This window comes from Paenarthrobacter nicotinovorans (assembly GCF_021919345.1).
GTDB classification, from domain to species: domain Bacteria; phylum Actinomycetota; class Actinomycetes; order Actinomycetales; family Micrococcaceae; genus Arthrobacter; species Arthrobacter nicotinovorans.
Map to the genome: position 1 here is coordinate 2607227 of NZ_CP089293.1, position 25437 is coordinate 2632663.

The 25437-nt window shown below is 63.8% G+C and carries 26 protein-coding genes; 3 read left to right on the forward strand and 23 right to left on the reverse strand.

Translation table 11 applies throughout. The features are described from left to right. Positions 1-22 precede the first annotated feature (22 nt). From JMY29_RS12155 to JMY29_RS12180, 6 genes are read right to left on the reverse strand one after another with little or no spacing between them, the layout of a single operon-like run. Positions 23-1630, reverse strand: coding sequence for a sulfatase family protein (locus JMY29_RS12155; protein WP_189075134.1), 1608 nt, complete (start codon positions 1628-1630; stop codon positions 23-25). After that, positions 1627-2481, reverse strand: a complete 855-nt coding sequence (locus tag JMY29_RS12160; RefSeq protein WP_026266915.1) for an ABC transporter ATP-binding protein — start codon at positions 2479-2481, stop codon at positions 1627-1629. The genes JMY29_RS12155 and JMY29_RS12160 overlap by 4 nt, the downstream gene beginning before the upstream one ends. Further along, a complete protein-coding gene (locus tag JMY29_RS12165; protein WP_189075135.1) occupies positions 2478-3254 on the reverse strand; it encodes an ABC transporter permease in 777 nt (258 codons plus the stop codon). Before JMY29_RS12165 ends, JMY29_RS12160 begins: the two co-directional genes overlap by 4 nt. Then, a complete protein-coding gene (locus tag JMY29_RS12170; protein ID WP_064721752.1) occupies positions 3251-4027 on the reverse strand; it encodes an ABC transporter permease in 777 nt (258 codons plus the stop codon). The genes JMY29_RS12165 and JMY29_RS12170 overlap by 4 nt, the downstream gene beginning before the upstream one ends. Before the next feature lie 27 nt (positions 4028-4054). Then, positions 4055-5047 carry an ABC transporter substrate-binding protein gene (locus tag JMY29_RS12175; RefSeq protein WP_110503966.1) on the reverse strand — a complete coding sequence of 331 codons (993 nt, stop codon included), beginning with the start codon at positions 5045-5047 and terminating at the stop codon, positions 4055-4057. A gap of 46 nt (positions 5048-5093) precedes the next feature. Beyond that, the gene (locus JMY29_RS12180) at positions 5094-6797 is read right to left on the reverse strand and encodes an amidohydrolase (RefSeq protein ID WP_189075136.1); all 1704 of its coding nucleotides are present in this window, start codon (positions 6795-6797) and stop codon (positions 5094-5096) included. 233 nt (positions 6798-7030) lie between these two features. On the opposite strand from JMY29_RS12180, the gene JMY29_RS12185 reads away from it, so the two are divergent. Continuing rightward, positions 7031-7642 carry a TetR/AcrR family transcriptional regulator gene (locus JMY29_RS12185; protein WP_039242012.1) on the forward strand — a complete coding sequence of 204 codons (612 nt, stop codon included), beginning with the start codon at positions 7031-7033 and terminating at the stop codon, positions 7640-7642. Here JMY29_RS12185 and JMY29_RS12190 read toward each other — a convergent pair. The 6 genes from JMY29_RS12190 to JMY29_RS12215 all read right to left on the reverse strand — a co-directional run bounded on the left by JMY29_RS12190 (position 7633) and on the right by JMY29_RS12215 (position 15126). Next, on the reverse strand, positions 7633-8994 hold the full coding sequence (locus JMY29_RS12190; RefSeq protein ID WP_189075137.1) for an MFS transporter: 1362 nt from the start codon (positions 8992-8994) through the stop codon (positions 7633-7635). The genes JMY29_RS12185 and JMY29_RS12190 overlap by 10 nt on opposite strands. An 86-nt stretch (positions 8995-9080) precedes the next feature. Continuing rightward, the gene (locus JMY29_RS12195; RefSeq protein ID WP_189075138.1) at positions 9081-12122 is read right to left on the reverse strand and encodes an AAA family ATPase; all 3042 of its coding nucleotides are present in this window, start codon (positions 12120-12122) and stop codon (positions 9081-9083) included. Beyond that, the gene (locus tag JMY29_RS12200; RefSeq protein ID WP_189075139.1) at positions 12119-13294 is read right to left on the reverse strand and encodes an exonuclease SbcCD subunit D; all 1176 of its coding nucleotides are present in this window, start codon (positions 13292-13294) and stop codon (positions 12119-12121) included. Before JMY29_RS12200 ends, JMY29_RS12195 begins: the two co-directional genes overlap by 4 nt. Positions 13295-13365: 71 nt before the next feature. Next, the gene (locus JMY29_RS12205; RefSeq protein ID WP_189075140.1) at positions 13366-14277 is read right to left on the reverse strand and encodes an MIP/aquaporin family protein; all 912 of its coding nucleotides are present in this window, start codon (positions 14275-14277) and stop codon (positions 13366-13368) included. A 170-nt stretch (positions 14278-14447) separates the two neighbouring features. Beyond that, entirely contained in the window at positions 14448-14810 is a 363-nt protein-coding gene (locus tag JMY29_RS12210; protein WP_189075141.1) for a DUF202 domain-containing protein, read from the reverse strand. A 13-nt stretch (positions 14811-14823) separates the two neighbouring features. Continuing rightward, positions 14824-15126, reverse strand: coding sequence for a YidH family protein (locus JMY29_RS12215; protein WP_018776308.1), 303 nt, complete (start codon positions 15124-15126; stop codon positions 14824-14826). Positions 15127-15261: 135 nt separating this feature from the next. On the opposite strand from JMY29_RS12215, the gene JMY29_RS12220 reads away from it, so the two are divergent. Further along, the gene (locus JMY29_RS12220; protein ID WP_189075142.1) at positions 15262-16332 is read left to right on the forward strand and encodes an ADP-ribosylglycohydrolase family protein; all 1071 of its coding nucleotides are present in this window, start codon (positions 15262-15264) and stop codon (positions 16330-16332) included. Between the two features lie 6 nt (positions 16333-16338). Here JMY29_RS12220 and JMY29_RS12225 read toward each other — a convergent pair whose 3' ends face one another. The 5 genes from JMY29_RS12225 to JMY29_RS12245 form a co-directional block, all read right to left on the reverse strand. Next, positions 16339-16887 carry a DUF4395 domain-containing protein gene (locus JMY29_RS12225; protein ID WP_189075143.1) on the reverse strand — a complete coding sequence of 183 codons (549 nt, stop codon included), beginning with the start codon at positions 16885-16887 and terminating at the stop codon, positions 16339-16341. 66 nt (positions 16888-16953) lie between these two features. Then, positions 16954-17964, reverse strand: coding sequence for an exonuclease domain-containing protein (locus JMY29_RS12230; RefSeq protein ID WP_018776311.1), 1011 nt, complete (start codon positions 17962-17964; stop codon positions 16954-16956). Positions 17965-18072: 108 nt separating this feature from the next. Next, positions 18073-18759, reverse strand: a complete 687-nt coding sequence (locus JMY29_RS12235; protein WP_189075144.1) for a hypothetical protein — start codon at positions 18757-18759, stop codon at positions 18073-18075. Further along, positions 18756-19688, reverse strand: a complete 933-nt coding sequence (locus JMY29_RS12240; RefSeq protein ID WP_055972142.1) for an ABC transporter ATP-binding protein — start codon at positions 19686-19688, stop codon at positions 18756-18758. The genes JMY29_RS12235 and JMY29_RS12240 overlap by 4 nt, the downstream gene beginning before the upstream one ends. After that, positions 19685-20086: a GntR family transcriptional regulator gene (locus JMY29_RS12245; protein ID WP_179128283.1), complete on the reverse strand. Its 402-nt coding sequence runs from the start codon at positions 20084-20086 to the stop codon at positions 19685-19687. Before JMY29_RS12245 ends, JMY29_RS12240 begins: the two co-directional genes overlap by 4 nt. A 129-nt stretch (positions 20087-20215) precedes the next feature. On the opposite strand from JMY29_RS12245, the gene JMY29_RS12250 reads away from it, so the two are divergent. After that, positions 20216-20980, forward strand: coding sequence for a DedA family protein (locus JMY29_RS12250; RefSeq protein ID WP_018776315.1), 765 nt, complete (start codon positions 20216-20218; stop codon positions 20978-20980). Positions 20981-21080: 100 nt separating this feature from the next. Here JMY29_RS12250 and rdgB read toward each other — a convergent pair whose 3' ends face one another. The 6 genes from rdgB to clpS form a co-directional block, all read right to left on the reverse strand. Continuing rightward, positions 21081-21752 carry an RdgB/HAM1 family non-canonical purine NTP pyrophosphatase gene (gene rdgB, locus JMY29_RS12255; protein WP_189075145.1) on the reverse strand — a complete coding sequence of 224 codons (672 nt, stop codon included), beginning with the start codon at positions 21750-21752 and terminating at the stop codon, positions 21081-21083. Then, positions 21749-22507 carry a ribonuclease PH gene (gene rph / locus JMY29_RS12260; RefSeq protein WP_018776317.1) on the reverse strand — a complete coding sequence of 253 codons (759 nt, stop codon included), beginning with the start codon at positions 22505-22507 and terminating at the stop codon, positions 21749-21751. The genes rdgB and rph overlap by 4 nt, the downstream gene beginning before the upstream one ends. 84 nt (positions 22508-22591) lie before the next feature. After that, complete coding sequence (locus tag JMY29_RS12265) at positions 22592-23389, reverse strand: MBL fold metallo-hydrolase (RefSeq protein ID WP_018776318.1); 798 nt, start codon at positions 23387-23389, stop codon at positions 22592-22594. Further along, the gene (gene murI / locus JMY29_RS12270; protein WP_035733078.1) at positions 23386-24444 is read right to left on the reverse strand and encodes a glutamate racemase; all 1059 of its coding nucleotides are present in this window, start codon (positions 24442-24444) and stop codon (positions 23386-23388) included. The genes JMY29_RS12265 and murI overlap by 4 nt, the downstream gene beginning before the upstream one ends. Positions 24445-24508: 64 nt before the next feature. Further along, positions 24509-25075, reverse strand: a complete 567-nt coding sequence (locus JMY29_RS12275; protein WP_018776320.1) for a DUF2017 domain-containing protein — start codon at positions 25073-25075, stop codon at positions 24509-24511. Then, positions 25068-25430 carry an ATP-dependent Clp protease adapter ClpS gene (clpS, locus tag JMY29_RS12280; RefSeq protein WP_018776321.1) on the reverse strand — a complete coding sequence of 121 codons (363 nt, stop codon included), beginning with the start codon at positions 25428-25430 and terminating at the stop codon, positions 25068-25070. The genes JMY29_RS12275 and clpS overlap by 8 nt, the downstream gene beginning before the upstream one ends. Between the last annotated feature and the right edge of the window lie 7 nt (positions 25431-25437).

Genomic DNA, 25437 nt, shown 5'->3' on the forward strand with positions numbered 1-25437 from the left:
GGCCGGTGTTTCGGGCAGTTGACTACGCTGCCGCCGTCGGGGCTGTCCCTTCATCCGACAAAGCGGCCATCTCCTCCAGCATGGTTCGCAGCAGGCGGTCCTCCAACTCAGCGAAAGCGGGATCGCCGGCGCGGTTGGTTAACTCACCGGGATCGGTGCGGTGATCGTACAGTTCGGCAAGGTCAGTGCCGAAGTACCTGGTCAACCTCCCCTCAGGCGTGATGACCGTCCGCATGCGGACCGGTCCCGGCAAACCCGGCAAACCGAACGGCTGCTCCTCCTCCACCAACAGCGCGTCCCGGTGCTGCTCAGTAGCCCCTTCCAACAAAGGCACCAGCGAGCGTCCCTGGATTCCGCGGTAACCCCGGGATCCAGTGAGCTCCAGCAGCGTGGGTGCCACATCCGCGCTGGAAACCAGCGCTTCCGTCCGGCCCGGCGGCCTTCCGGGGATGTGCAGCACCAACGGGACATTCGTGACAGCGCGGTAGTGGACGAAGTGCTTAAGCATCAGGCCGTGGTCGCCGAACAGGTCACCGTGGTCGCTGGTGAACACCACGATGGTGTCCTCCGCCAGCCCCTGCCTGTCCAGCTCATCGAGTATCCGGCCAATGTGCTCATCCATCATGGTGATCAGGCCGTACTGTGCGGCTGCCGCGTTCCTGTACTGCTCCTCCGTCGCGGCCCACGTCATGGTGGGGTCCGGATTCGGCTCTCCTCGGTGTTCAATCATGTCCCGCACGTGCGCCGGCGATGCTTCGTGGTCCTGGTCAAAGCCGAGCGGCAGGGGCATGGCCGCCGGATCATAGAGCCCGGAGTAGCCGGCCGGCGGGGAGAACGGGTGGTGGGGGTCGGGAAAGGACACGAACATGAAGAACGGCTGATCCTGGCCCGCGGCATCCTTCAGGTGCTCTATCGCTTTCTCGCTCACGTAGCTGGTGGGGTGCACCTCCGCTGGAATGGCCGTTTGGTACACCTGGTCCCACCCGCCATATCTGTTGGACGAGTTGCCGGGACCACCCAAAGTCTCCGGGTCGACGCCCCGTTCCCTGGCCCAATGCACGTAGTGGCCACCAGGCCGGTCGCCGTGTCCAATGACCAGGTCTACGTGCTGGTAGCCGTAGTAGTCCGACGGCAGCGCAATGAACCGCTCATCGTGCGCTTCGCGGTTTTCCCACAGGTCCCACCCGGCAGGGAAAGCATGACGGCGGGCGTCCCCGGCCGCCGCGTCCAAAAGCATGGGGTCGGTGGCCCGGATTTCCTCGGCCTGGTGGGGTTCAAATTCCCAGCCCATGTTCTGGTGGTGCAGTTTGCCCACTCCCACCGTGCGGTAGCCGCCGGCAGCCAAGGAGCCCGGAACCGTCTGCGTCTGGGGATCCAACGTGATGCCGTTGCACCGGGTTCCATGCGCCGACGGCCACCGCCCGGTCATCAGGCTGGCACGGTTGGGCATGCACGTAGGATTGGCCACTGTCGCATTCCCGAAGACGATGCTCCTGGCCGCGAGCGCATCCAGGTGTGGGGTCTTGACAGTGCCGTTGCCGCCGAAGCCCAGGTGGTCTGCCCGGAGCTGGTCGGCGATGATGAACAGGACGTTGGGCCGGCGGTTGCCGCTGGCGCCTTGCCCCGTCATGCAGGCCTCTTGATGAGTGAGAGCACCTCTGTGCGCTGCCGGGCGAATTCCGGCAGCGAGCGCGTGGTGATCTGGTCGCGGGGAGCGGGCAGGTCCACGTCCACCACTTTGAGCACGCGCGCGGGCCGTGACCCCAGGACCACCACCCGGTCCGCAAGGTAGACCGCCTCGTCGATGTCGTGCGTTACCACCAGGATGGTCATGTTGAAATCCCGCCGGATCTTCAGGCACAGGTCCTCCAGGTCGAACCGCGTCTGCGCATCCACTGACGCGAAAGGTTCGTCCATGATCAGGATCTCGGGCCGGTAGGCCAACGCCCGGGCGATCGCGACGCGTTGCTGCATGCCGCCGGACAGCTGCCAGGGATACTGGTTGTCGGCGTGGGAGAGGCCGACGGCGGCGAGCGCACTGTCGCAGCGCTCCTTCAGTTCCGCTGCGGACAGCTTGAGATGCCGCAGGGGAAGAACCAGGTTCTTCCTGACCGTGAGCCATGGCATCAGCGACCGGTTGTAGTCCTGGAAGACCAAGGCCATTTCCGGAGGCGGGCCGCTGATGATCCGCCCATCGATGGCGGCCCTTCCGCTGGTCGCGGGCTGGAGTCCGGCCAGGCATTTGAGGAGGGTCGTCTTGCCGACGCCGGATGGACCCACGATGCAGACAACCTCGCCGGCATCCACCGTGAAGGTCAGGTCTTCGATGACCGTGCGTGCTTTTCCTCCGCTGCCATAGGTCTTGGCGAGGTGCGCCACGTCCAACCGGGGCGTGGCGGCGCTTACTCGTGTTTCTGGTTGCTGTGCCATGGTGGACTTTCTGTTTCGGGTGGGAAGAGTCGGGGCCGGACGGTTGCTCATGATGCACGCGCCAGGCGGCGGGATCCGATGTACCAGGACAGGACCCTGCGACGAAGGAGGCTGAACAGGATGTTGACCAGGAAGCCAATGACGCCAAGGAGCAGGATTCCCGCCCACATGTCCGCCGTCATGAAACTCTGTTGGGCCAGCAAAGTCATGGCTCCGATCCCTTGGGAACTGCCCAGCATCTCGCTGGCGATCATCACGATGAACGCCACCTGCAGGCTCACCTGCAGCCCGGAGAAGATCTGCGGGGTCGCCGCCGGCAGGAGCACCTTCAGCACACGTTCCTTGCGGGTCAGGCGGTAGACCCTGGAGACGTCCAAGAGGTCGTTGCTGACGCTGCGGATGCCGTCCACCGTGGCAATCATTGTGGGAAACAGCGCCGCCAGGGCGATGCTGGTGACGCGCATCTGGGTGCCGAAGCCTATGAGCGAGATGAAGATCGGCACCAGCGCTACCGGGGGTATTCCGCGGAGGAAGTGGATCAACGGGTCAAGCATCCACCGGACAGGAGCAACCAGGGCCGTGATGAACCCCAGTGCGATCCCGGCCGCAGCAGCGATGACGAAACCGATAAACAGGTTTCCCAGGCTGAGCAGGACGTCGGACTGGAAGTGTTCAAAGAGCCACAATTCCTGGAAGCGGACAAGGATGGTTTGCAGCGGGGGGAAGAAAGGATCTGTGGAGTCCGCGGAAAGGAACCACCACGCCACCAACAGAAGCACAGGGGCGGCGACGCCGATCACCCAGTTACGCATTGTGATTCTCATCGCGGCACCACTTCCCGGTAGGACTCGTGCCAGTGCAGGACCCGGCGCTCAGCCAGGCGCGTGGCACCTTGGAACAGGAGGCCCAGGACTCCGAGGACAATCACCAAACCATAGAGTCCGGCGTAGTCACCCGCGGCCTGGGCCTGGTAGATGTTTTGGCCGAGGCCCGGGCCGCCGCCGAGGAGTCCGGCCACCACGGTAACTACCAAGGCTGCGGGAGCTGCCACGCGCATCGCTGTTCCTATGTAAGGCATGGCGCTGGGAAGCACCACACGGGCCAGGATTTCGCCCTCTCCCATGCCATAGGAACGGGCGGTGTCGCGTGCCACGGGGTCGGTGCCCTGAACGCCATCCACGGTCTGCATGACGATGGGAAGCAAACAACCGAATACTACGAGGAACAGCGACATCTCTGCTGTTGGGCCGAGGACCAGCACGGCAAGGGGCAGGATGACGATCGGCGGGACCGGCTTGAGGAACTCCAAGACGGCCAAGGTGGCGTACTTGACGGACTCGAAACTGCCGACGAGCAGCCCTATGGCTACGCCGGCCACGGCAGACAGCGCCAGAGCGAGCAATGCGATGCCGATCGTGGCCCCCAGTGAGGACCAGAACGTTCCTGTTCCCAGGATGGTCGCAAGGGTCGCGAACACTGTCGTGGCCGGCGGCAGGGCAGTTCCTGCAACCTTGGCCTCTGCGAGAAGCTGCCAGATGACCAGGGCCCCCGCGACGCCCACGATGCTGAAGGCGTAGGGGCGTACGGACGCTTTCATGATGAATCTCCCATGGCGTTCTCCTGCCTACTTGCCGAAGATGAGGTCGGCCGGCAGTTTCACCGGCGCATTCAGGAAGCCGAGGTCGGCGAGATTGTTGTTGGCCCGCTCAATGTCTTCCACACGGACCTCATCGGGCCAGTAGTTGACGGCCCCGGACTTGACCACGTCAAGCGGGGTCTTGGTGATCTCCGCACTGAGCTGCTGCGCTTCATCGATGTGGCCGTTGGCGTAGGCGTTCGCCTTGTAGATGGCGGCTTTGAACCCTGCCAAGGCCTTTTCCTTGGACTTCACCGTGTTAGCCCCGGAGACCCACAGGCCAATTGCTCCCTGCTCAAAGAACTCGACCCCGGGGGACGCCAGCAGGCGGTTCCCCTCTGACACCGCTTTGGAGGTAAACGGAGCGACCAGGGACGCCGCGTCCACGCGTCCGGAATTCAACGACTGCAGGGCCGATGACGGGTCCAGGACCATCCAGTTCACTTTGGCGGGATCTCCCCCGTCATCCTTGACCAGTTTGCTGACCGTCACCTCCAGCTGCGCTTTCCTTGCCGGAACGCTGACGTTCTTTCCCTCGAGGTCCTTCGGGCGGGTGATGGATGAATCCTTCCGGACGAGGAGGCCAGTATCGTCCACGCGGTTGAGGTCGCTGGATTTTCCTGCCCCGTCCTTGTATCCGTCAGCTGCGGCAACGATCTTGAGCGGCACGTTCTGGCTCAAGGCATTCAGGAGCGGAATGGAAGGCGTATAGCTGAGGTCGATCTGACCGCTCTGGGCGGCTGCAATTCCCGCGGGAGGGTTGGCGATGACAGAGATCTCGACGTTGAGGCCCTGTTCCTTGAAGTAGCCCTTGTCGGCCGCGAGGCGGATGCCGGCGTCGGACCCTATGCCGATGGTTCCCACTTTAAGGGTGGTGGTCCCATCGGCGGCCGGGACGGCAGCCGGGCCGGAGCCGCCGCCACAGGCTGCAAGTGCCATGGACAGTGCAGCGGCCACGGCCAAAGGAATAATGCGTCGCATGTGTTGCTCCTTGAATGACGAATGGTTTAAACGGAAGAAAATGGTTCTAGCTGGTGGACGGGTGGACTTCACGGCCACCGCTGAGAGTGAGCCGGATGTCTGTGTCGAGGAGTTTCTCGATCTCCTCATCGGCCGGCCACGGGGTGGATAACAGGCACAGATCTGCTGTCCTGCCGGGTAGCAGGGAGCCCTTGGAGTGCTCCGCGTGATCCTGCCAGGCAGCCTCGAGGGTCATGGCAGCCAGCGCTTGCTGACCGGTGATCCGCTCGGGGTCACCCGGTGCACCAGGGGTGGAGCGGGTGGCACGCCGGACGGCGGCCACCACTGTGCGCCGCCAATCCGGACTGGTCACAGGTGCGTCGGAAGCAATATTGAAACGTACGCCCGCCTCCACTGCTGAACGCAGGGGCTGGTGGCGGGAGAAGCGGTCCTCGCCGAGGACCTGGCGCATGATGTCCCCGGCTTCCTGGCGGATCAGGGGGTTGGTGCTGTATCCGATGCCCCGGGAAGCCATGGTCTGCAGGGTGGTTGTGTCGCTGAAGGCTCCGTGGATGATGTAGTGGCGGTTGTGGTGATTCCCGGCGGACGCGGGACTCCCGCCGGGAGAAGTGGCTTCGATGATCGCCTGCACAGCTGCGGCGGTGGCCGCATCTCCCGTGGCGTGGACACCGGCCTGCAGTCCGGCATCGTTGATGAGTTGCAGAATCCGGTTGAGTTCAGCCACCCGTTCGCCATCGCTGGCACCCTGGATCACCAGGCTGCCGTGCGTACAGGCCGTGCCATAGGGCTCGCTCATCCAGGCGGTGCCGCTGCGTGGGATCCCGTCCGCGAAGACTTTGACGCCCGCTATCCTCAATTGCTCCGGATCGATGCCGCGGTTCCTGCAGCTTTCTGCCAGCCCGCTTCGCAGGCCTTCCTCAACGGCCCGGGCATTGGCTCCCCCGGTTCCGGCGAAGAGCATGAGGACATTGATCCGCAGCGTCAGTTCGCCTGACAAGGCGAGGTCGCCCAGCAACCCGAGCGCCGCCGTCGAACCTGCTCCGTCCATGAGCCCGGCGCTGGCCGGCCCCAATCCAGGCTCCGTGAGGGAGGTGATGCCCAGCGAGTGCAGATACTCCTGGAAGCGAAGCAGCGCCGGGCGGAGCGTTGCGGCCGGAACGGGTGGCATGGCACGGGAGATGAGTTCCATGGCACCGTCCTGGAACAGGCCGGAAGGGGCACCGTCCCCTCCCCTGACGATCACGCCGCCGTGGATATCAGGGGTCGTGGCGCTGATGCGGGCACGCTTGAGCGCTTCCCGGTTGGCCAGGAGCTGGTGGCCGGTGGCGTCGAACGCCACGAGGGGCGCGTCAGAGCGGCAATCCAACAGGCCCTTGGCCGGTCCAAGTATCGACTCGTCCCAGCCGTGGGCGCGGATCCAGCCATCGGGGCCCACCGGTGCTGCCGTCAGCACATCGACGACGGCTGCCCAGTCCGGGGCGATGTCCGGGTCCAGCCGCACATAGCCGAAGGCGGCCATCGCCGCCGAGACGAAGTGCAAATGGGCATCATTGATGCCGGGAATAACAGCCCCTCCTGCGGCGTCAACAACCCGCGTTTCCGGGCCAATCAGCCGGCTCACATCGTTTTGGCCGAGCCCTGCGACGCAGCCGTCCTTGACGGCGATGGCATCAGTCATGCGGTGTGGTTGCGCCGGGTCCATGGTGTGGACAGAGGCATTCGTGATCACCAGATCAGCGAAATCCTGCATCGATTCTCCTCAGGTCACCGCATCCGAATGTGATGCAGACAACGTTCCTGAAAGAAGTATGTCGCTTGACTGGGTCACTTGACTAGGTTTTGACGTAAAATTTCTTCCAGAGGACTTTTCCGCCGCCACGGCACGGCCACGAGGCCGTCACGGCGGAGAGCGCCTACGATCGATGAGACCGCTGGGTTGGTGGATCCGATCACGGGCGGAAAGAAGCATGAGGAAGGTAACGGATGGCAAGGGTTCCCGCCGAAGAAAGGCGCCTGCAGTTCGTCGAGGCGGCAGCCAGGGTGATCGCACAGGATGGGTTGGCATCGGCTACGACACGTCGGATCGCCAGCGAGGCCGACGCCCCCCTCGCGGCATTGCACTACTGTTTCCGCAGCAAGGACGAACTCCTCGAAGAGGTCTATAACTTCCTCAGCAGGGACTACGCCAAGGCACTGGACCCCGTCCCCGACCCCGGCATGGGCCTGCGCCACATGGTGGGCGCCCACGCCCGGCGCATCTGGAGCCGCATGCTGGAAAACCCCCACGAACAAGTAACCACGTTCGAACTGCTGCTCCGACGCTTCCGGGTGGAAGCCGACGACCAGCCACAGGCATTGCTCATGAACCGCTCCATGTACGACGGGTGGGTGAGCTCAACGCTGGAGTTGTTCCGCGGAGCCGCTGAAGCCGCCGGCGAGCCCGTCCCCGCCAATCTGGAGGACATCACCCGCTTGTTCATCTCGGGGATCGACGGCATCAGCATGCAGCACCTGGCAGACCCCGACGAGGAGCGGTCCAAGCGCTTGGTGGAGCTCATGGCCAGGTCCCTGTCCGGTGCGCTCGACTACGCCTGAGGCTGGCGCTTCATCACCAAGGACGTCACAACACCCAGCAGCAGGAGGCCCGCGGCGGCGGCCATGGAAACCACCAAAGCTGCGCCCGGGCCCTGCGTCTCGGCCAGCTGTCCGGCCAGGTAGGAGCCAAGCGCCGTACCGGCCACAATCCCGCTGGCCAGGGCAGTCATGACAGTCGCCATTCGGCCGGACGGGGCAACGACGCCTCCGATGCTGAAGACCGTGACCATGACCGGACCCACCGGAATGCCGAGCACCAGCAGTACGAAAACCATGGGCCAGATACCCGCAGGAAGAAGCAGCAGCAAGGACAAAGCGGACATCGCCAAGGCAGCCACAACCCACCGCGAAGCCAAGCTGAAGCGCTGCGGCCAGAACGCGACAGACAACGCGGCAACCGCCGAGCTCAGACCCATCACCGCGTACAACAGGCCCGCAATCTCTGCAGTGGCGTATTGCGCTGAAAAGGCGCTCAACGCGTTCTGCGTCGCACCGAAGAAGGTGCCCATGCACACCATGGCCACCACCGGCACCGCCACTACCGCCCCGGCCCACCGCTTGCGTCGCGGCGCGGCCGCCTGAGTGCCCTCTTCGCCTGAACCCTCGACGCCGGCCTTCACCTTGCGCGGAGCCGGCACCACGGCCTGCTGGCTGGGGTGGACGGCGAAAGCAGGGACCAGGGTGATGGTCATGACGGCGGCAAGCGCGAGCGGCAGCCATGGGGCTACCATGCTGGCCAGCACACCCACCAGCGCCGGGCCGAGCACGAACGTCACCTCGTCAGCTGTGCCTTCGTAAGACAGTGCCGTGTCAAGATCAGCCCGGTTGGCGGCCACGCTTCTTTTGCCGCCGGTTGCGCCGGGAGAAAGATTGCGGGTGGTCAGGGCCATCCAGCGCACGCGGGCCATGGGACCTACCTGGGGGCAACTCGCACCGGCAAGGAAGGCCGCGATCAGGACGCCCGCAGCATCGGCTACCTCCCCGTAGCCGGGAGTGATATAGGCGGCGGCCAAAAGCCCGGCAACAGCCAGGGTATTGATGACCGCGGCGACGAGCAGGACGATGCGTTGCCCCGCACGATCAGCCAGGGAGCCCAGGACAGGTGCGCCCAGGGCGGAGCCGATGCCGACCGCTCCCGCAGCCATGCCACCGATTGCATACGAGTGGCTGACTGAGGTCACCAAGGTCAGGGTGCCAACGGTCAACATGGCGAGGGGGAGCCGGGCGAAGAGGCCCAGCGGCAGGAAACCAGGTCCGGCAAGTTCCGGAAGCCGTGCGAAACGGCCAGGCAGACGCGAGGTCCGCGCGGGTGTCGATGACAAGGGCTGGGAGGCCACAGAAGTTTTTTCCATTAATCCGGGTTCGCTAAAGGTTGCGCATCGTCCCTCCTCCCGATGCGCGCGACCCGGTGTAACGGGTTAAGTCTATCGGATACCTGTCAGACCGGAACAGCTTCGGCAATCCGCACGCTGGAGCCGTGCCGTCCCTTGACCACCTGGAGCTGGTTGGTGATGCGTTGCTTCATTTCGGCAACGTGACTGACCAGGCCCACTACCCTGCCGCCGTCGCGCAATCCTTCCAAAGCGTCCATCACTTGCTCCAGCGCTTGTTCGTCCAGGCTGCCGAAGCCTTCATCGACAAACAGTGTCTCGATGTCCACGCCGCCCGCCTCCTGCTGGACCACGTCAGCCAGGCCGAGGGCCAGGGCAAGCGAGGCCATGAAGGATTCCCCGCCGGACAGCGTGGAGGTGTCGCGCCGCTGGCCGGTCCATTCGTCCACCACTTCAAGGCCGAGGCCGGATTTCTGGTTCCGGGCCGCGCGGGCGTCGGTGTGTTGCAGCGTGTACCGGCCGTCGCTCATGGCAACGAGCCTTTCAGAGGCCGCGAGTGCCACTTGCTCAAGGCGTGCCGCCAGGACGTAGGCGTTCAGGCTCATACGGTAGTTGTTGTCCCCGGCGCCCCGGACAGTGTCGGCCAGTTCAGCCAGGATGCGGGCCTGGTTGCGGGGTTCCCTGCCGGCCTCGGCCAAGGTGTTGTACTCGACCCGGATCCGTTCAATGGCCTCCACCGATTTCGCGGCAAGGGCTGCCGACAATGCTGCCGCCCTTGCCCGATCAGCCGCGTCGGCGGCGTGGAGCTTGACCTCGGCGAGTTCAGCCTCAGGCAAGGGAAGCTCGCCGATCCGGACTTCCTTGGCCGCCAGAACCAAGTCCTCGCTGGCAAACAACTCGTCCAGGCGGGCCGCTTCAGTGTCGAAATCAGCCACGTCTTTCTCCAGACCGACCACATCGGCCGGCGGAAGCAGTTCGCCACGCGCTTCCTCTGCCGAGGCGAACCCTGAGTCCGGCAAGGCATTTTGGAGCGATACGGCGGCGTCGGCCTGGGCCTGTCCTGCCTGCTGGAGTTCCCGGTCGGCATCAGCTGCCGACTGAAGGAGCGTGCGCTCGGCGGACAGGGCTTCCAACCGTTCACGAAGACTCGGGAAATCTTCCCGTAAACCGGCGAGGTCGGCCTTCAAAGTGTCGTGCTGTTCCTGCAGGTGAAGGACGGCCGAGGACGCCCGGGAGGCTGCACCGGCGTCCTCTGCGTGCTGCTCCTGCACTTGAGCCAGTTTCCTGGTAATGCCCTCCTGCTTGCTCCGAAGCTGGTCAAGGGTCCGGGATGCCTTTGTCGCCGCCGAAGTCGAGGTCCGGGCAGCCAGGAGACGCGCCTGTGCCTCCTCCGCATCCACGGTGCCGCCTTGGGCCGCCAGTCCGGCAAGGACCTGGGCGGCTGCGGAGACTTGCTCGGCAAGGACACCCTGGGCTTTTTCGCTGGCCTCGAACCGCTCCCTGGCGTGTTCCTCTTCCTGGGCCAGGGACAGGGCCGACCGTACCGCAGCTGCGGGATGCGGGTGGTCCTCGCTCCCGCACACAGCGCATGGCTGACCGCTCTCCAACGCGGCAGCCAGCTCCCCTGCCGCATTGGCCAGGCGGAGCTCGCGAACGTCAAGCCATTCCTGGCGGTGATCCTGGGCCGTGGCACGGGCTCGAAGGTGCTTCTCGGAGATCTCTGCCAACTCGTTGGCTGCCTCGGCATGGCGGGACACAATTTCCACCAGCTCAGCAGCAGTGGCTGTTTCGCGCTCAAGCTCCGCGAGTCCATCAGCCGCCGGTTCCAGTGGTTCAATCAGGCCGCTCACAGCTGTTGCTTCTTCACGCAGCCGTTCCAGTTCGTCCACGGCCCGGTCGACTGCTGCTTCATGGTCTGCCTGTTCGCGACGCTTGGCGGCAAGCCGGCCGGCGATGTCCTCCAGTCGCTTTTCGTCAGGGAGGCGGGCTTCCAGAACCGCATAGGTGGCCTTGAGGCGTTCAAGGGATGCGCTGGAGTTTGTTGCCTCCAGCCCTGCAGCTTCGAGCCGTTCCCGTAGCTGCTCAACCTTTGCGACGGCAGCGCGATACTTGCGGGCGGAGGAGTCAACGGCGTCAAGCTGGCCGCTCAGAACGGAAGCCCGGCGGTGCCTCGCGAGCTTGTCCTTGTTCTCCAGTGCCCGCGGCGCGGCCAGTTCAAGAAGGACGCGCCTCTGCGTTGCGGCTCCGAGCCGGGCATGCCGCAATGACTTTTCCTGGGCTTGCCGGAACTGTTCGGCAAGGCGCGAGGACAGCGACTCTGCCTGGTCTGCTTCGTCTGTCCTCCGCGTCCATTCAGCACTCACCTCCGCTGCCACCTCTGCCAGCCAGGCCTCCGGTTCCTGCCCGGCTGTTCCGCCGGCATCAGGATTAGCAACTGTAGTCCCGGCAGTTTCCGTCGCGGCTTGGTCGAGTCCCAGTTGCTGGCGCTCCGCTGCAGCCCGGTCCAGCAACAGCTTGAGTTCCAAGGCATTTTCCTGCACGGCCCGGGCGGCTTCCGCCGCCTGCCGTGCGATCCGGCGTTCGACGGCTTCAAAGCGTTGCGTACCGAAGAGTTTCTGCAGGAGCTCCAGGCGGTCGTTGGCCTTGGACCTGAGGAACGCCGCAAAATCACCCTGGGGAAGCATCACCACGCGGGTGAACTGTTCCCTGTCCATCCCCAAAATGTCCGCGAGCTCGGCACCGACTTCGTCGTTCCTTGAGGATTTCTCCTCCCAACTCCCGGCGATCCGTTCCCGAAGGAGGGTCTTCGCCTGCTGCGTGGTGAACCCTTTCCTGCCCCGTGCGCTGGGGCGTTCCCAGGCGGGCGAGCGCGTCACTTCGAAGCGCCGTCCGCGTGCCGAGAATTCGCAGACGACGCGTGGTTCGGCTGAAGGTGCCGCGTGATCGCTGCGGAGGCGTTTTCCTTCCTGGCGTGCGCCGGGCACGGCTCCGTACAAGGCAAAGCAGATGGCATCAAGGATGCTGGTCTTGCCTGCCCCGGTGGCACCGTTGAGGAGGAAGAGTCCTTGCGCTCCCAAGTGATCGAAGTCGATGTGTTGGGCAGTGGCAAAAGGGCCGAAGGCTTCTATTTCCAGGCGATGGATTCTCACAGTTCCGCCTCTTCCAAGCGGACGGCTTCGAGTGCTTCCCGGAGCGCAGCTTCTTCGGCCTCGCCGGCTCCGCGGTCCCGGACATGCTCCAGAAAGCCGCAGCAGACTCCGAGATCGTCCTGGGCCTTGGCGAGTCGGTCACTGTAGCTCGTCGTAGTCCGGGTCCCGGCGCCTTCGGGATCAAAGGAAAGGACCAACGTGTCCGGAAAGCGGACTCTCAGTCTTTCCATGGCCTGGGTTGGCCGCTGTGCGTCAGTAATGGTGATCTGGCAGTAGGCCTCTTCCGCCCAGGCATACTCCCCGGACTCCAGGAGCTCATCCAAAGTCCCGCGCAGTACGGCCAGGGTCTTGGGGGCTTCCCACACTACTTCCTGGACGTCGATGTCCCCTGACGGGTTGATGTCCACCAACCAGGCACCTTTGCTGTGCTTGGCTTCGGAGAATGAGTACGCCAGCGGCGAACCCGAGTAGCGGACATTGCCGGCCAATTGCTGCCGTCCGTGGAGGTGGCCCAGTGCCGTGTAAGTGAATCCTTCGAAGAGGTCCAAGGGCACCGCTCCCAGTCCCCCGATACTGAGGTCCCTCTCGCTTTCGGACGTGATGCCTCCGCTGGCAAAGGTGTGTGCCAGGACCACCGGGTAGACAGGTCCGGATTCGCGGCGACGTTCAACGTCCTTCTTGATAAGCCCTACTGCCTGCTGTGTGACGTCAAAGTGGTTGGCAGAGTCCACGCCCAGCCGCTCGGCCACAAGGCGGGGTTCAAGGAAGGGAATTCCGTAGATCGCCACTTGGCCCGGGGCGTCCCGTTCGGCTCCAAAAGGGAAAACAATGGGGCTGTCCAGGTCCTCCACCCGCGTGCGCAAGTGCACTCCCCCTCGTTCCAGCAACCGGGAAGCGAAACCCAGTCTGATGGCGGAATCGTGATTGCCGCTGGTGAGCACAACGCTGGCCCCGGCCCGGGTGAGCCGCACCAAAGCATCATCCAACAGCGTGACGACGTCCAGGCCCGGCAGGGCGCGATCATAAACGTCCCCTGCGATCAGCACGACGTCCACCGAGTTGGCGTCGACGAAAGTCACCAGCTGGTCCACGAAGCCGCGTTGGGCCTCGAGCATGCCAACGCCGTGGAACGACCGGCCCAGATGCCAATCCGAAGTATGGAGTAACCGCATGATTCCAAGCTAACCGGGGTCACCGACAATAAAGCGCAGACAAGCCGCCCTGCGTCGATCCTGGCCGGTTGCTAGCCCTTCTTGCCGTCGAAAAAGTCGCGTGCGTCATCCTTCGCCGGCGTCGCAGGGAGCGGCTCCGGAGTTGTTTCGGAACCGGCGCCCGCAGCTTCCTCAGCGGTCCCCGTCCCAGCGTCGAAGTCGTCGTTGATGGCATCTGTCCCGCTCCGGGGTTCGGCGGCGGCGCCGACGGGCAGGGACAGTCCCTGGAAACCGCGGAAGGCCAGCCCGGCAAGTGCTGCGCCCATCAGTGGTGCCACCCAGAAAAGCCACAGTCCTTCAATGGCCCAGGAGGGGCTGAAGAAAGCTTGCGCGGTTGCGCGTGCGGGGTTGAAAGGAAGGTTGCCAAGAACCTGGCCGAACTGCAGCAGTACGGCCGTCGCCAGGCCCACTGCGAACGGTGCCAAGGAAGGAAGGGCACGGCGTCCGGCCGCCGCTCCGAGGAAGACGGCAACAAGCAAAGCAGAACCGATAACTTCCACCAGCAGCACGCCCGCCAGCTGGGTTTGGGCGGGAGCGTGCTCCCCGAAGCCGGCTGCTGTGGAACCAAAAGCGGCCCGCACATCCGCGAGAACGGGCACGGTAGTCACCACAACGTAGACAAGGGCTGCACCAACCACGCTTCCGATGAGCTGTGCTGCGATATACGCGACGGCGGCGAGCGCCCGGATGCGTCCGGCAATGAGGTTGCCCAAGGTGATCGCGGGATTGAAGTGTCCACCCGAAACGTGCCCGAAAGCCAACATGCACACAGTCACGGTCAGCCCGGCGGCCAAGGCTGAGGGCAAAGGCGCCGCTGCAGGGCTCGAGAGTATCGATACACCCACTGCAACGAGCACAATGAACAACGATCCCAGGGCTTCAGCCGACAGCCTGGCCAGGAGTCCCGGTTGGGGATCGGTAGCGGCCTGCACAGAAGAGGTCATGTGGAACGGGTCCTTACGGTCGGTGTGAAAGTTGGTGCGCTGGTGCCGAAGCACAGCGGGCAACACTAGGGCACGCCTTTCAACGCGCCAGGAGCCCTCGAGTATCTTGCCACCCGAATCTGGACGGTTGCTGGGTCAACGCTGGAGGCGATGAAAGCTGCCCCTTGAGCTTATCCGCCCAAGGAAATGGCCGCGATCGCGGCGGCGCCCAGGCCCATCACGGACAGGGTGCTGGCCAGGATCAACCGCGTGGGGGCTGCCTGGAAGCCGGCCTGGAGTTGCCGTGAGCGCACCCACACCACGGAAGCGAGGACAACGGTGGCCGCCGCGGCGGCCAGCGCACAGATCCCTTGGTAGTCCAGTCCAGGCAGGCCGGTAACGATGGTGCCGGAGGAAGGCTCTGATGTCAGCCAACTCCGCCAGATGAACAGGTCCACCACCACCAGGGAGATCAGCGTCCTGCGCCAGGCAAGGGTGGTCCGCTCGGGCTGCAGGCCGGGATCCCGGGTACTTTCCGGAACGGTGCCGGTCACTGGGTCTTCCTGCTCATCGGGCCACCAGGATCAGCACCGCGAAGGCGAACGCTGCCACGGCTACCACTATGGTCATGAATAACATCACCCGTGAGAAAGGCAGTGCCTGGTCCTGCCGCATCGCTGCTTCCATCTGGCCCCACCGGCGGTAGGACAGTGCCGCCAGGCCGGCCCCTACGAGGGCCAGCAGGACGCATAAAACCAGCCGGACGGGCGTCGGCGCGATATTCGGCGCCAACTGATCTACGGCCACAGCGCCGGCAAGCAGAGCCAGCGAAGTGCGGATCCAGGCCAGGAAAGTACGCTCATTCGCCATCGAAAACCTGTAGTCAGGTGTTTTACCTGTTCGTCGCCAAGCAGGTTCACGCACGTTATCTCTCCAAGTTTTCGCAGTGCCGGACAGCTTCCCCACCATATCAGCGGGGCCTCACGGGCACGGTAAGTTACTGGCATGAGTGTTGAAGCTACTTCCCCCGCCACGCCGTCCTTCAAGTCCCGTGTCTACGGCTCCCTTTTGGGCGGGGCCCTGGGCGATTCCCTGGGATACGCCGTCGAGTTTGACTCCATCGCGGCGATTCGGGCACGCTACGGCTCCGCGGGACTGACCTCGTTTGAACAGCTCGACGGCGGCAGCCACTTTTCGGACGACACCCAGATGACGCTGTACACGGTGGATGGTCTGGTGGAGGCGCTCGAATGGGCGAACGATGGAGTGGCGGCAGACGAGATCGCCTGCCTGTGGCTTGCCTACCTGCGCTGGCTTGCGACGCAGGACGTTGCGGTTTCCTCGTCAGCGCCCGTCCCGCAGCCCCGGTGGATCGATGCCCAGGCTGTGCTCCGGCACCGGCGGGCTCCGGGCAACGCCTGCCTCAGTGGCCTGGCCTCGGGCGAGATGGGAACGGTGGCGCGGCCGGTGAATCCTGAGTCCAAAGGATGCGGCACAGTAATGCGTTCGGCGCCGTTCGGCCTGATCCCCCACATCTCCCGGGACGCCGTCTACAAACTCAGTTCCGACGCAGCCTCGTTGACCCACGGACACCCTTCAGCACGGCTAAGCGCGGCCGCCTTCAGCCTGCTGATCCATCACATTGTTGCCGGCAGCGATGTCCGGGACGCAGCCAAGGAAGCCCTCGCATATGTGAACAACGTCCCCACCAAGGCCCCGGAGCTCTCCGAGAGCCTTGAAGCCGCGTTGCAGTTGTCCGCCCGGAACACAGTATTGAGCCCGGAAGAGCTGACCGCAGCGCTCGGTGAGGGGTGGGTTGCCGAGGAGGCACTCGCCGTCGGGCTTTACGCCGTTCTGGCTACCAGCGGCGGGGACCCCGCCGAGCACTTCCGCAATGCTGTGGCGGTTGCCGTAAACCACAGCGGCGACAGCGACTCCACAGGCTCCATCGCAGGAAACATCCTGGGCGCCTTTTATGGTGAAGAGTGCCTTCCCGCGGACTGGCTGGAAGCACTGGAAGCCCCCGAGGTCATTCGCGGCATGGCGGACAGGCTGCTTGCCGTGACCACCGGCTGAGGGACTCTACGATCTGCGAACGGAGATGTCGGCGCACTCCTCGCACACGTCGGCGGGGATAAAACCCCGGCGCTGGAGGAAGCCAAAGATGGCGCAACCGAGGCAAAAGCCAGCCAGCGATTCCAGTGAGGCTGCCACGATCAACAACGCGAGCAGCACCCATGCCGCCGGCTGCAAGCCGGTGAAGAACAACACGACGGCGGCACTCGTCAAAGCTGCCCCGATGCCTTGGGCGAAGCGCTTGGGAGGACCGGGCACCAGCTTGGCACGCCCGATCCTGGGCGCCAGGACTTTGACGGACAGCAGTGCCAACGGGGAAATCCGGGGACCAAACAGGACCCGCAGCCAGAAGCCGGTCGCCAGTGCTACCAGTCCCCCACCCCAGCTGGTCAGCAGCGTCGTAACGGCAAGGATCACCACCAGGCCGGCAGTTATCCGGGCGGCGTATTCGTTGACCGGGTTGGGGAAAGCGAAGACTCTCCGCCAATCAACCCCGCCCGCCGGGGCGTTGGCAGTTTGCCGCGCCGGGGCCAGGGAAACGCTTGGCTTGCTCATTAGCCAAGGCTAGGAGTCCCGCTCCCCGGACAGGAAGCATTGTTGCGCACTATGACCCGCGGGGCCTTATGCGCCGCCGACCATCTGCAGGAACTCGCCCTCCGAGACGACCTCGATTTGTTGGCCCTTGGCGTGGAGTTCCAGGACCCGTTTGGCTTTGCCCGTGAGCCGTCCGGCACGAAGGTCTCCGGCCACGAAACCGTCGCCGACAATGAGAACCGTGGTCCGGGCGGTGACGCGGCTTTCGGGCCGGGCGCCCATCTCCGCGGCCCGCGATTTGGCTTCCGGCCGGGTGATCGCGAGGTCTCCGGTGAAGACCACTGTTTGCCCGAACAGGGGGTGGCCGGGCTCTGCCGCGGGGTTGGGCAGAGGATTGGGTCCTTCCTCCGGCCAGGCAGACCAGCCGCCGGCGATGCCCGGAGTGCGGTCCAGTGTTCGCTCGAAGGAGCTGCCGGTCCTGGCGGCCAACGCGGACATCGTCGCCTTGGACAATCCGAAGGCGGGGTCGAAAGCGGGCTGGCTTGGCAGGCTGAGTCCCAGGGAAAGGTAGAGCTCGGCGATGCTGTTGGCATCGTTGCGCCGTGCGATGTCCACCAGGATCCCGGCGCATGCGCGGGCATCCTCTGCGGCGTCGTGATGGTTCACGAGCGGTACGCCGGCTTCTTCGGCCGCATACGGCAGGGAGTTCGAAACGAGTGAATAGCACCGGCGCGAAAGCATCACGGTGCAGACGTAGTCGTAGGCCGGCCCGGCGAGACCGGAGACTTCCAACCCCGACCTGATGACTCCGAGGTCGAAGGCGGCGTTGTGTGCGGCCAGGATATCGCCGCCGATGAACGCGCCGATTTCGGGGAACAGCTCACCGAACCTGGGCTGGCCCGCTACGTCCTCGGCACGGATGCCGTGGATGCGGGTGTTGTGGAACTCAAAATGATCGTGGTTCTCCGGGGGACGCATCAGCCAGGAGGCTTCCTCCACAACAACCCCGTTGCGGACCTTGCTGAGACCCACTGAACAGGGCGACCCCCTGAAGCCGTTGGCTGTTTCAAAGTCGATCGCCGTAAAGTCCAATGCCACTGGACAAGATTACAGCCGGAAAAGGCCGCCCCTGCCGATTTCGACGGCGGGGCGGCCACTTGCACCGCTAATGTGGGGAACGCTACATCGTGTTGCTTACCGTGTTGCCTAAGGTGTGGCGTGGCGAAGAGTGGCGTAGGAGCCGGCTGCGAGTGCCACGCACAACAATGCCATCCACCCGCTGACGCTCAGTGGGGTCTGCTGGGCCGTCCAGCTTCCCACTGCGCCCCACCATCCCAGCAGGGTTGCCAGCGCAGCCAGGCCGATGAGGGCCACCGCCGTTCCCAGCGTTGATACCAGAGTTCCGGTTGTCCCCCAGCGCTTGAAGATGGTGGCGAACCAGAACCCGATGATGAACATGAACATCATCACCACGAAGAAGAAGGCCGCTGTTGAGTACCAAGGCCCGTCCGTGACCCACGGAATCTTGAAGAAGTAGCCATAGACACCCCAACCGTTCGTTGCCCCTTCAATGGCACCACCCAGGAGATAAAGGCCTGTCATGCCAAGAGCGATGAGCGAGAAGAGCCCCACAGTACCCAGGTAGAAAGCCCGACGACTGATGCTCAGTCCCTGGGAGAACGGGAACACCAAGGTCATGCTCTGGATTCCGAGCACCAGGAAGTACCACAAGGGGGCTTGGCTTCCACCGCCGTATTTGCCCTCGTTGACGGGAATAAGCGCAAAGATGGCCAGCGACATCAGGAACGAAGCGGCCAGGATGGTCAGCGGCCATCCAATGTAGGTCCACTTGTTGATCAGTTGCATCCGGGCAACCGCTAGTGTTCTGCTCATCGCTTTGCCTCCAACGCGTCGTCTGCGAACTCCTGGGCACCCTGTCCCTTGGTGCCGGCTCCGGCCATGGTTTTGCGAACCACCAACTGCTGCAGGGATACGGGCGAGAGTTCAAGCCCCAGCTCCTGCGCTTCCGCGCGTTCGCGGCTGTTGAGCGTCTCGTCCACAGTCACCGAGGCCAGGGAACCGAGGGTTTCGCGATGAAGGATCTTCCGGCCGGAGAGGAAAGAGTCCACCTTGTCCGCGGAACCGGAAACAGTCACGGCGGAACCACGGATGTCCTCCGCGTCCGCGTTCATGATGATCCGGCCCCGATCGATAACAACTACGTGTTCCAGAAGGTTGGCTACCTCATCGATCAGGTGGGAGGACAGGATGATGGTTCGCGGATGTTCCGCGTAGTCCTCCACCAACCGGTCATAGAACAATTGCCGGGCTACGGCGTCGAGTCCCAAGTACGGCTCGTCGAAGAACGTCAGTTCTGCGCGTGAGGCAAGGCCGATGATGACTCCTACGGCGGACAGCTGGCCGCGGGAGAGCTTTTTGATTCGTCTCTTGACGGGGAGCTGGAAGTCCTCAGCCAGCCGGTCCGCGAACTTCTGGTCCCAGTTCCTGTAGAACAGCGCGGCGGAGCGGAAGGCGTGCCTGGGCTGGAAGTCATCCGGGTATTTTTGGGACTCTCGGATGAAACAGATACGGGACAGCACAGAGTCGTCCTCGTAAGCGCCGGAGCCGAAGACGAGGGCTTCGCCCGAACTCGCGAAGGCCTGGGCCGTAAGGACGGACATCAAGGTGGTCTTGCCGGCGCCATTACGTCCGAGCAAGCCGTAGATGCGGTTGGCCGGGAGGCTCAGGTTGACGTTGTCCAGCGCGTTGAGATCCTTGTATTTCTTGAACAGGTTACGGGCCTCGACGACGGTATCGCTCACAGGGCCGCGCTCCTTTCCTTGTCCGTTCCGGAGTCAGGTGCGAGTCCGGAACTGCGTTCAATCATGGTGTTCAGCTGCTCCTTCGAGATCCCCAGCTTTCGGGCTTCCAGTGCCAGCGGCTTGACGTATTGTTCGAAGAATTCCTCGGTGCGCCGCGCTATCACGTTGGCGCGCGCCCCTGTCGCCACGAACATCCCTATCCCCCTGCGTTTGTAGAGAATTCCTGAATCCACCAGCACGTTGACGCCCTTGGCTGCCGTTGCCGGATTAATACGGTGGAAAGCTGCGAACTCATTGGTGGAAGGCACTTGGGATTCCTCGGCCAGGCTGCCGTCCACGATTCCGTTCTCGATGAGTTCGGCGATCTGCATGAAGATCGGTTTGCTGTCATCGATCATGAGCAACACCGCCTCATTGGTTCATTACTCATGTAACTAACCATACAACCGCCGAAGTTTGAGTCAAGACTTTCGCCGAAAAAGACGACGACGGCCGTCCAGTAGGCTTGTTGGGTGATCTTTTCTGCGATGAGCGACCTTGCCGTATCCACTTTCGGGGGTGCAGGACCGGTGCAGCCCTCCATGGCTTCGTTCCTGCCCGACTGGCTCAACCCCCAGATCTTCCTGGCCGATCCTGCCCTGGCACCGTGGGTTGTACTCCTCGTGTGCGGCATCGTCTTTGCGGAGACGGGCCTGCTGGTGGGCTTCTTCCTGCCCGGCGACTCAATGCTGTTTACCGCGGGCCTGCTGGTTGCCACGGATACAATCAAGTTCAACATCTGGGCCCTGGCCGGCCTGATCATCGTCTCCGCGATCATCGGCAACCAGACGGGCTACCTCATCGGTTCCAAGGCCGGTCCAGCGATTTTCAACCGTCCGGACTCAAAGCTCTTCAAGAAAGAGAACGTCGAGAGCGCCCACGCCTTCTTCGAGAAGCACGGCGGGAAAGCGTTGATCCTGGCGCGGTTCGTCCCCATCATCCGCACGTTCGTCCCCGTCATTGTGGGCGTTGCCCAGATGGACAAGCGCAAGTTCTTCATCTTCAACGTCATCGGCGCAGTGCTGTGGGGCGGCGGCGTCACGTTCCTGGGTTACGTTCTGGGCGATCGTATCCCCTGGGTCAGCAAGAACCTGGACATCATCTTCATTGTCATCGTGCTGATCTCCGTCATCCCGGTCATCATCGAGGTCACCCGCGGCTTTGTGGCGAAGCGTAAAGCCGCAGCCGAAGGGACGGACCCGGTGGAGGAATTCATCGAAGAACATGACGGTGGGAAGCACGGCGAGCACTAAGGCTCCCGCAGCGCCACAGCAAAAGCTTCACAGCAAAGAAGAGGCACCACGCGAACGCGGGGTGCCTCTTCTTTGACGGCTGCACAGTCAGCCGATGACGTTACTGCTGCGTCGGCGTCGCGGTCCCGGAAAGAGCAGCGATGACCGCAGGCAGCAAAGCCCGGAACGCTTGGCCACGATGGCTGATGGCGTTCTTTTCCTCGGAGCTCAGCTCGGCGCAGCTGCGATCCATGCCGGCAGGTTGCAGCACAGGATCGTAACCGAAGCCCCCTTCACCGCGGGGCTCACGAAGAAGCGTCCCCTCCAGCTGGCCGTACTCCACGGTCTCGTGGGCGATGCCATCCGTCCCCGGGACAGCCAGGGCCGCGGCGCACACGAACGCTGCCCCACGGAACTGGTCCGGAACATCGGACAGTTGTGCCAACAGCAGGTTCAGGTTGCCGGTGTCGTCGCCGTGCCGGCCCGACCAGCGGGCAGAAAAGATCCCGGGTGCGCCGCCCAGGACATCCACTGCCAGCCCGGAGTCGTCGGCGATGGCAACCAAGCCGGTCGCTTCGGCCACGGCACGGGCCTTGAGCAGCGAATTCTCGGCAAAGGTGACGCCGGTTTCTGCCACGTCGGGGGCACCCGCTGCGGCGGCATCCACCACTTGGGTATCGACGTCGAGGCCCGGCACCTGGCCCCGCAGCAGTTCACGGAGTTCCTTCAGCTTGCCCTTGTTGTGCGTGGCGAGAACGAGGCGGGGGCCGATGGCCGCTGAAGCGGCGCTCACGGAGCTTCCGCCAGCGTTTCGCGCTGGATGGCGGCGAGTTGGGTTGTGCCCAGCAGCGCAAGGTCGAGAAGGGCATTGAGTTCGTCGCGGTCGAACGGAGCACCTTCCGCGGTGCCCTGGACCTCGACGAATTTGCCCGAGCCTGTAACGACGACGTTCATGTCGGTCTCCGCGCGGACGTCTTCAACGTAGGGCAGGTCCAGCATGGGGACACCGTCGATGATGCCAACGGAAACCGCCGCAATGGTGTCCACAAGGGGCTCGGCATTGCGGGAGATGAGCTTGTTCTCCCGGGCAAAGCGGATGGCCTCGGCGAGCGCGACGTAAGCGCCAGTGATGGCAGCGGTGCGGGTGCCGCCGTCGGCCTGCAGGACGTCGCAGTCCAGGACGATCGTGTTCTCGCCGAGTGCCTTGGTATCGATGATGGAGCGCAGGGAGCGACCGATCAGGCGGGAGATTTCGTGGGTGCGGCCACCGATCTTGCCCTTGACGGACTCACGGTCCGAACGGGTGTTCGTGGCACGGGGAAGCATGGCGTATTCGGCCGTCACCCAGCCGCGGCCTTCGCCCTTGAGCCAGCGTGGCACGCCCTCGGTCAGGGAAGCGGTGCACAGAACCCGGGTGTTGCCGAACTCGATCAGGGCAGAACCCTCAGCCTGCTTGGACCAGCCGCGGGTGATACTGATGGGTCGCAGTTGGTCAGGGGTCCGGCCATCGGCGCGGACGACGGGTGTGGCTGTAGCTTCAGAAGTCATGCTCCAAGCTTAGCGACGATGACGGTACTGCCACCGCCGGGCCTTGCCGGAGCGTGCGGTGGCTGCTGGATCGTGCAGTGGCTGCTAGATCGTGTAGTGGACTCCGGCCACGGCGACGGCGACGTCCCCGGCGAACACTGGCTTGGCCTCGGACAACACTTTTGTTTGCGACGTCCACACGGGGATGTGAGTGAGGAGAAGGCGTTTGGCTCCTGCACTCGTTGCAGCCTCGCCCGCACGCTTGCCGGTGAGGTGGACGTCCTTGATGTCGTCGTCCCGCCCCTCTTCAAAGGCCGCCTCGCACAGGAAGAGGTCCGACCCCTTGGCGGCGTCTTCCAGTCCCTGACAGGAATCGGTGTCGCCCGAATACGTCAGGATCTTGGTCACGGGGACACCGTCCTTGCCCGGTTCGGTGGCCGTGACGCGCAAGGCGTAGGCCTCCTCCACCGGGTGGTTCACGGCGAACGGCGTCACGGTGAAGGGACCAACAGTGACGGGCTTGAGCTCGGTCCAGTTGGTGAAATCGAATTCCTCATGCATCCCCGGGTCCAGCTCCAAACCGTAGGCCGTGGCCATCCGGTCGGCAGTGGCAGCCGGGCCCCACACGGGAAGGCGGTCCCGTCCCCAGCCGCCCGGCTTCCAGCGCACCGCGACGTGGAGGCCGCACAGGTCCATGCAGTGGTCAGGATGCAGGTGCGTGAGGAAGATCGCGTCGATGTCTTCAAGGTCCGTGTAGCGCTGGATGGCACCCAAGGCACCGCTGCCAAGGTCCATGACGATTTTCCACTCGCGTTCGCCGTCATGGGCGGTGACGAGGTAGCACGACGCCGGCGATCCCGGTCCGGGGAAGGATCCGGTGCACCCGACAATGGTCAGCTTCACAAGCCACGCCCCATGGCTGCGTCCGCGCTCGCTCCGGGGTTCACGAAATACGAGCGGCGGCCAAGGCCGGCACCGGACTTGGCTGCTTCCAGCATCTCGGGGGTGATCCGGGCGAGGCTGCCGGTGGGATACTGCGCTGCCACGTGGTCGACATGCTTCACGGAGAGGACTTCGGGTCCCAGGAAACGGCGCGCCAGTATCTCAAACTGCGCAGCGTCCCCGGTGGCGATGAACTCGTGGCTCGGCGCACTCGACCCGGTGCGCTGGATACCGTGGGTGGCCAGGGCCCGGTAGACGTCCTTGGCGGTTTCTTCCGCACTGGAAACCAGCGTGACGTCCTCACCCATGACGAACGAGATGACCCCGGTCAGCAAGGGATAGTGCGTGCATCCGAGGACGACGGTGTCCACGCCGGCATCCTTGAGCGGGGCGAGATACTCGTTGGCGGCCGCCAGGAGCTCAGGTCCGGTGGTGACGCCAGCCTCCACGAAACTCACAAAAGCCGGGCAGGCCACGGAGGTGATGGTGAGGTCCGGAGCAGCGGCAAAGGTGTCCTCATATGCTCGTGAACCCACCGTGGCAGATGTTCCGATGACGCCGATCTTTCCGGACCGGGTGGCTGAAACCGCACGGCGGACAGCCGGTTGAATCACTTCAATCACCGGGATGCCGTACCGGGCCGTGTACCTTTCCCTCGCATCGCGAAGCACAGCCGCCGATGCCGAGTTGCAGGCAATGGTCAGGAGCTTCACTCCGGAGTCCACGAGTTCGTCCATCACGCCAAGGGCGTTGGCGCGGACCTCTGCAATCGGGAGCGGACCGTACGGTCCGTTGGCAGTATCGCCAACGTAGAGTATGGATTCGTTGGGCAGCTGGTCGATAATGGATCGTGCCACCGTCAATCCGCCCACGCCGGAATCAAAAATACCGATCGGGCGCGTTCCCACGATTTCCCCTGTGCTGACGGGGGCGCTACTGCCCGTAGCGCCGCTTTGTGAACCCGATGCTGAAGTCATGATTATTCGAGAATAAGGCTTCCCGTGGAGTGCGGCCATCAGGTGTGTCCTCCGCCTCGTGTCTTATGTGTCACAAGGCGTGGGTGGCGCCAGGCCCCCGGGATCAGGATTTTGCCTGCCTGGCAGAGATCATGGCCTGCACCAAGGACTCCTGCAGCCACGTAGTGAAGTTGTAGACCAGGGCCAAGTAGCTCTCCACATCTTCAGCCTGGCTCCAGTCCTGCATGGTGTGGATGTGCTCGGCGTCCGCTTCATCGCGGATGTCCAGACGTTCGGCCAGAACAAGCCTGACGTCGTTGAGAGCCATTGACCACCGGGCAGCCTCCTCGGGCGTCAGGACCAGGTCTTCCTTGTCCAAACCCATGGCCGTTGCCCGCAGGGCGCCGATTTTGCTTTCCCGGACTGAGCGTTCGGTGAGTTGCCGGAACTCAAGCGAGCCGCCGTCGTCGTCCTTCATAACGTTGGGCAGGAGCCGCAGCAGGGCCCTGTCCGTTGGCTGCTTAACGTCCATGTCCAGGCCAATCAGGGCAGCCAGCGGGTCTTCGTTCTCCCGGACTTCCGGGTCCAGCATGGAGATGACGTCGTCCAGCAATCCGCGGAGGAGATCACGTTCAGCCGGTTCAAGGAACCCGGTGATGCCTTTAAGACCGTATTTGAATGCCTTAGCCACGCTGGCGGCCGCCCTTTCCGGGTGTTTCATTGCCACTGGCAGCCTTCTCCACGGTGGCCCACAGGCCAAAACCGTGCATGGCCACCGCATGCTGCTCCACTTGTTCCTTGCTTCCGAACGCAACGATGGAGCGGCCCTTCTTGTGGACCTCCATCATCAACTTGTGTGCTTTCGACTCGGAGTAGCCGAAGTAGCTCTGGAAAACATAGCTCACGTAGCTCATCAGGTTGACGGGATCGTTCCAGATCACCAGGTTCCAGGGGACATCAGGGGCTGTCAGGACATCAGTGGACGTTTGCTCTGCAGCTTCCGTCCGCTCATCGATGTCCGTGCCAAACGCAACGCTAGGGCTCATCTGTCCA

Coding starts and splice junctions, on each gene's coding strand:
- JMY29_RS12175 (WP_110503966.1), bottom strand. CDS start 5,047: ATGCGACGCATTATTCCTTTGGCCGTGGCCGCTGCACTGTCCATGGCA.
- JMY29_RS12220 (WP_189075142.1), top strand. CDS start 15,262: ATGAGTGTTGAAGCTACTTCCCCCGCCACGCCGTCCTTCAAGTCCCGT.
- JMY29_RS12155 (WP_189075134.1), bottom strand. CDS start 1,630: ATGACGGGGCAAGGCGCCAGCGGCAACCGCCGGCCCAACGTCCTGTTC.
- JMY29_RS12190 (WP_189075137.1), bottom strand. CDS start 8,994: ATGGAAAAAACTTCTGTGGCCTCCCAGCCCTTGTCATCGACACCCGCG.
- JMY29_RS12215 (WP_018776308.1), bottom strand. CDS start 15,126: ATGGCGAATGAGCGTACTTTCCTGGCCTGGATCCGCACTTCGCTGGCT.
- JMY29_RS12235 (WP_189075144.1), bottom strand. CDS start 18,759: ATGAGCAGAACACTAGCGGTTGCCCGGATGCAACTGATCAACAAGTGG.
- murI (WP_035733078.1), bottom strand. CDS start 24,444: ATGGCCGCACTCCACGGGAAGCCTTATTCTCGAATAATCATGACTTCA.
- rph (WP_018776317.1), bottom strand. CDS start 22,507: ATGACTTCTGAAGCTACAGCCACACCCGTCGTCCGCGCCGATGGCCGG.
- JMY29_RS12200 (WP_189075139.1), bottom strand. CDS start 13,294: ATGCGGTTACTCCATACTTCGGATTGGCATCTGGGCCGGTCGTTCCAC.
- JMY29_RS12165 (WP_189075135.1), bottom strand. CDS start 3,254: ATGAGAATCACAATGCGTAACTGGGTGATCGGCGTCGCCGCCCCTGTG.
- JMY29_RS12160 (WP_026266915.1), bottom strand. CDS start 2,481: ATGAGCAACCGTCCGGCCCCGACTCTTCCCACCCGAAACAGAAAGTCC.
- JMY29_RS12250 (WP_018776315.1), top strand. CDS start 20,216: ATGAGCGACCTTGCCGTATCCACTTTCGGGGGTGCAGGACCGGTGCAG.
- JMY29_RS12205 (WP_189075140.1), bottom strand. CDS start 14,277: ATGACCTCTTCTGTGCAGGCCGCTACCGATCCCCAACCGGGACTCCTG.
- JMY29_RS12225 (WP_189075143.1), bottom strand. CDS start 16,887: ATGAGCAAGCCAAGCGTTTCCCTGGCCCCGGCGCGGCAAACTGCCAAC.
- JMY29_RS12180 (WP_189075136.1), bottom strand. CDS start 6,797: ATGCAGGATTTCGCTGATCTGGTGATCACGAATGCCTCTGTCCACACC.
- JMY29_RS12170 (WP_064721752.1), bottom strand. CDS start 4,027: ATGAAAGCGTCCGTACGCCCCTACGCCTTCAGCATCGTGGGCGTCGCG.
- clpS (WP_018776321.1), bottom strand. CDS start 25,430: ATGAGCCCTAGCGTTGCGTTTGGCACGGACATCGATGAGCGGACGGAA.
- JMY29_RS12185 (WP_039242012.1), top strand. CDS start 7,031: ATGGCAAGGGTTCCCGCCGAAGAAAGGCGCCTGCAGTTCGTCGAGGCG.
- JMY29_RS12245 (WP_179128283.1), bottom strand. CDS start 20,086: ATGATCGATGACAGCAAACCGATCTTCATGCAGATCGCCGAACTCATC.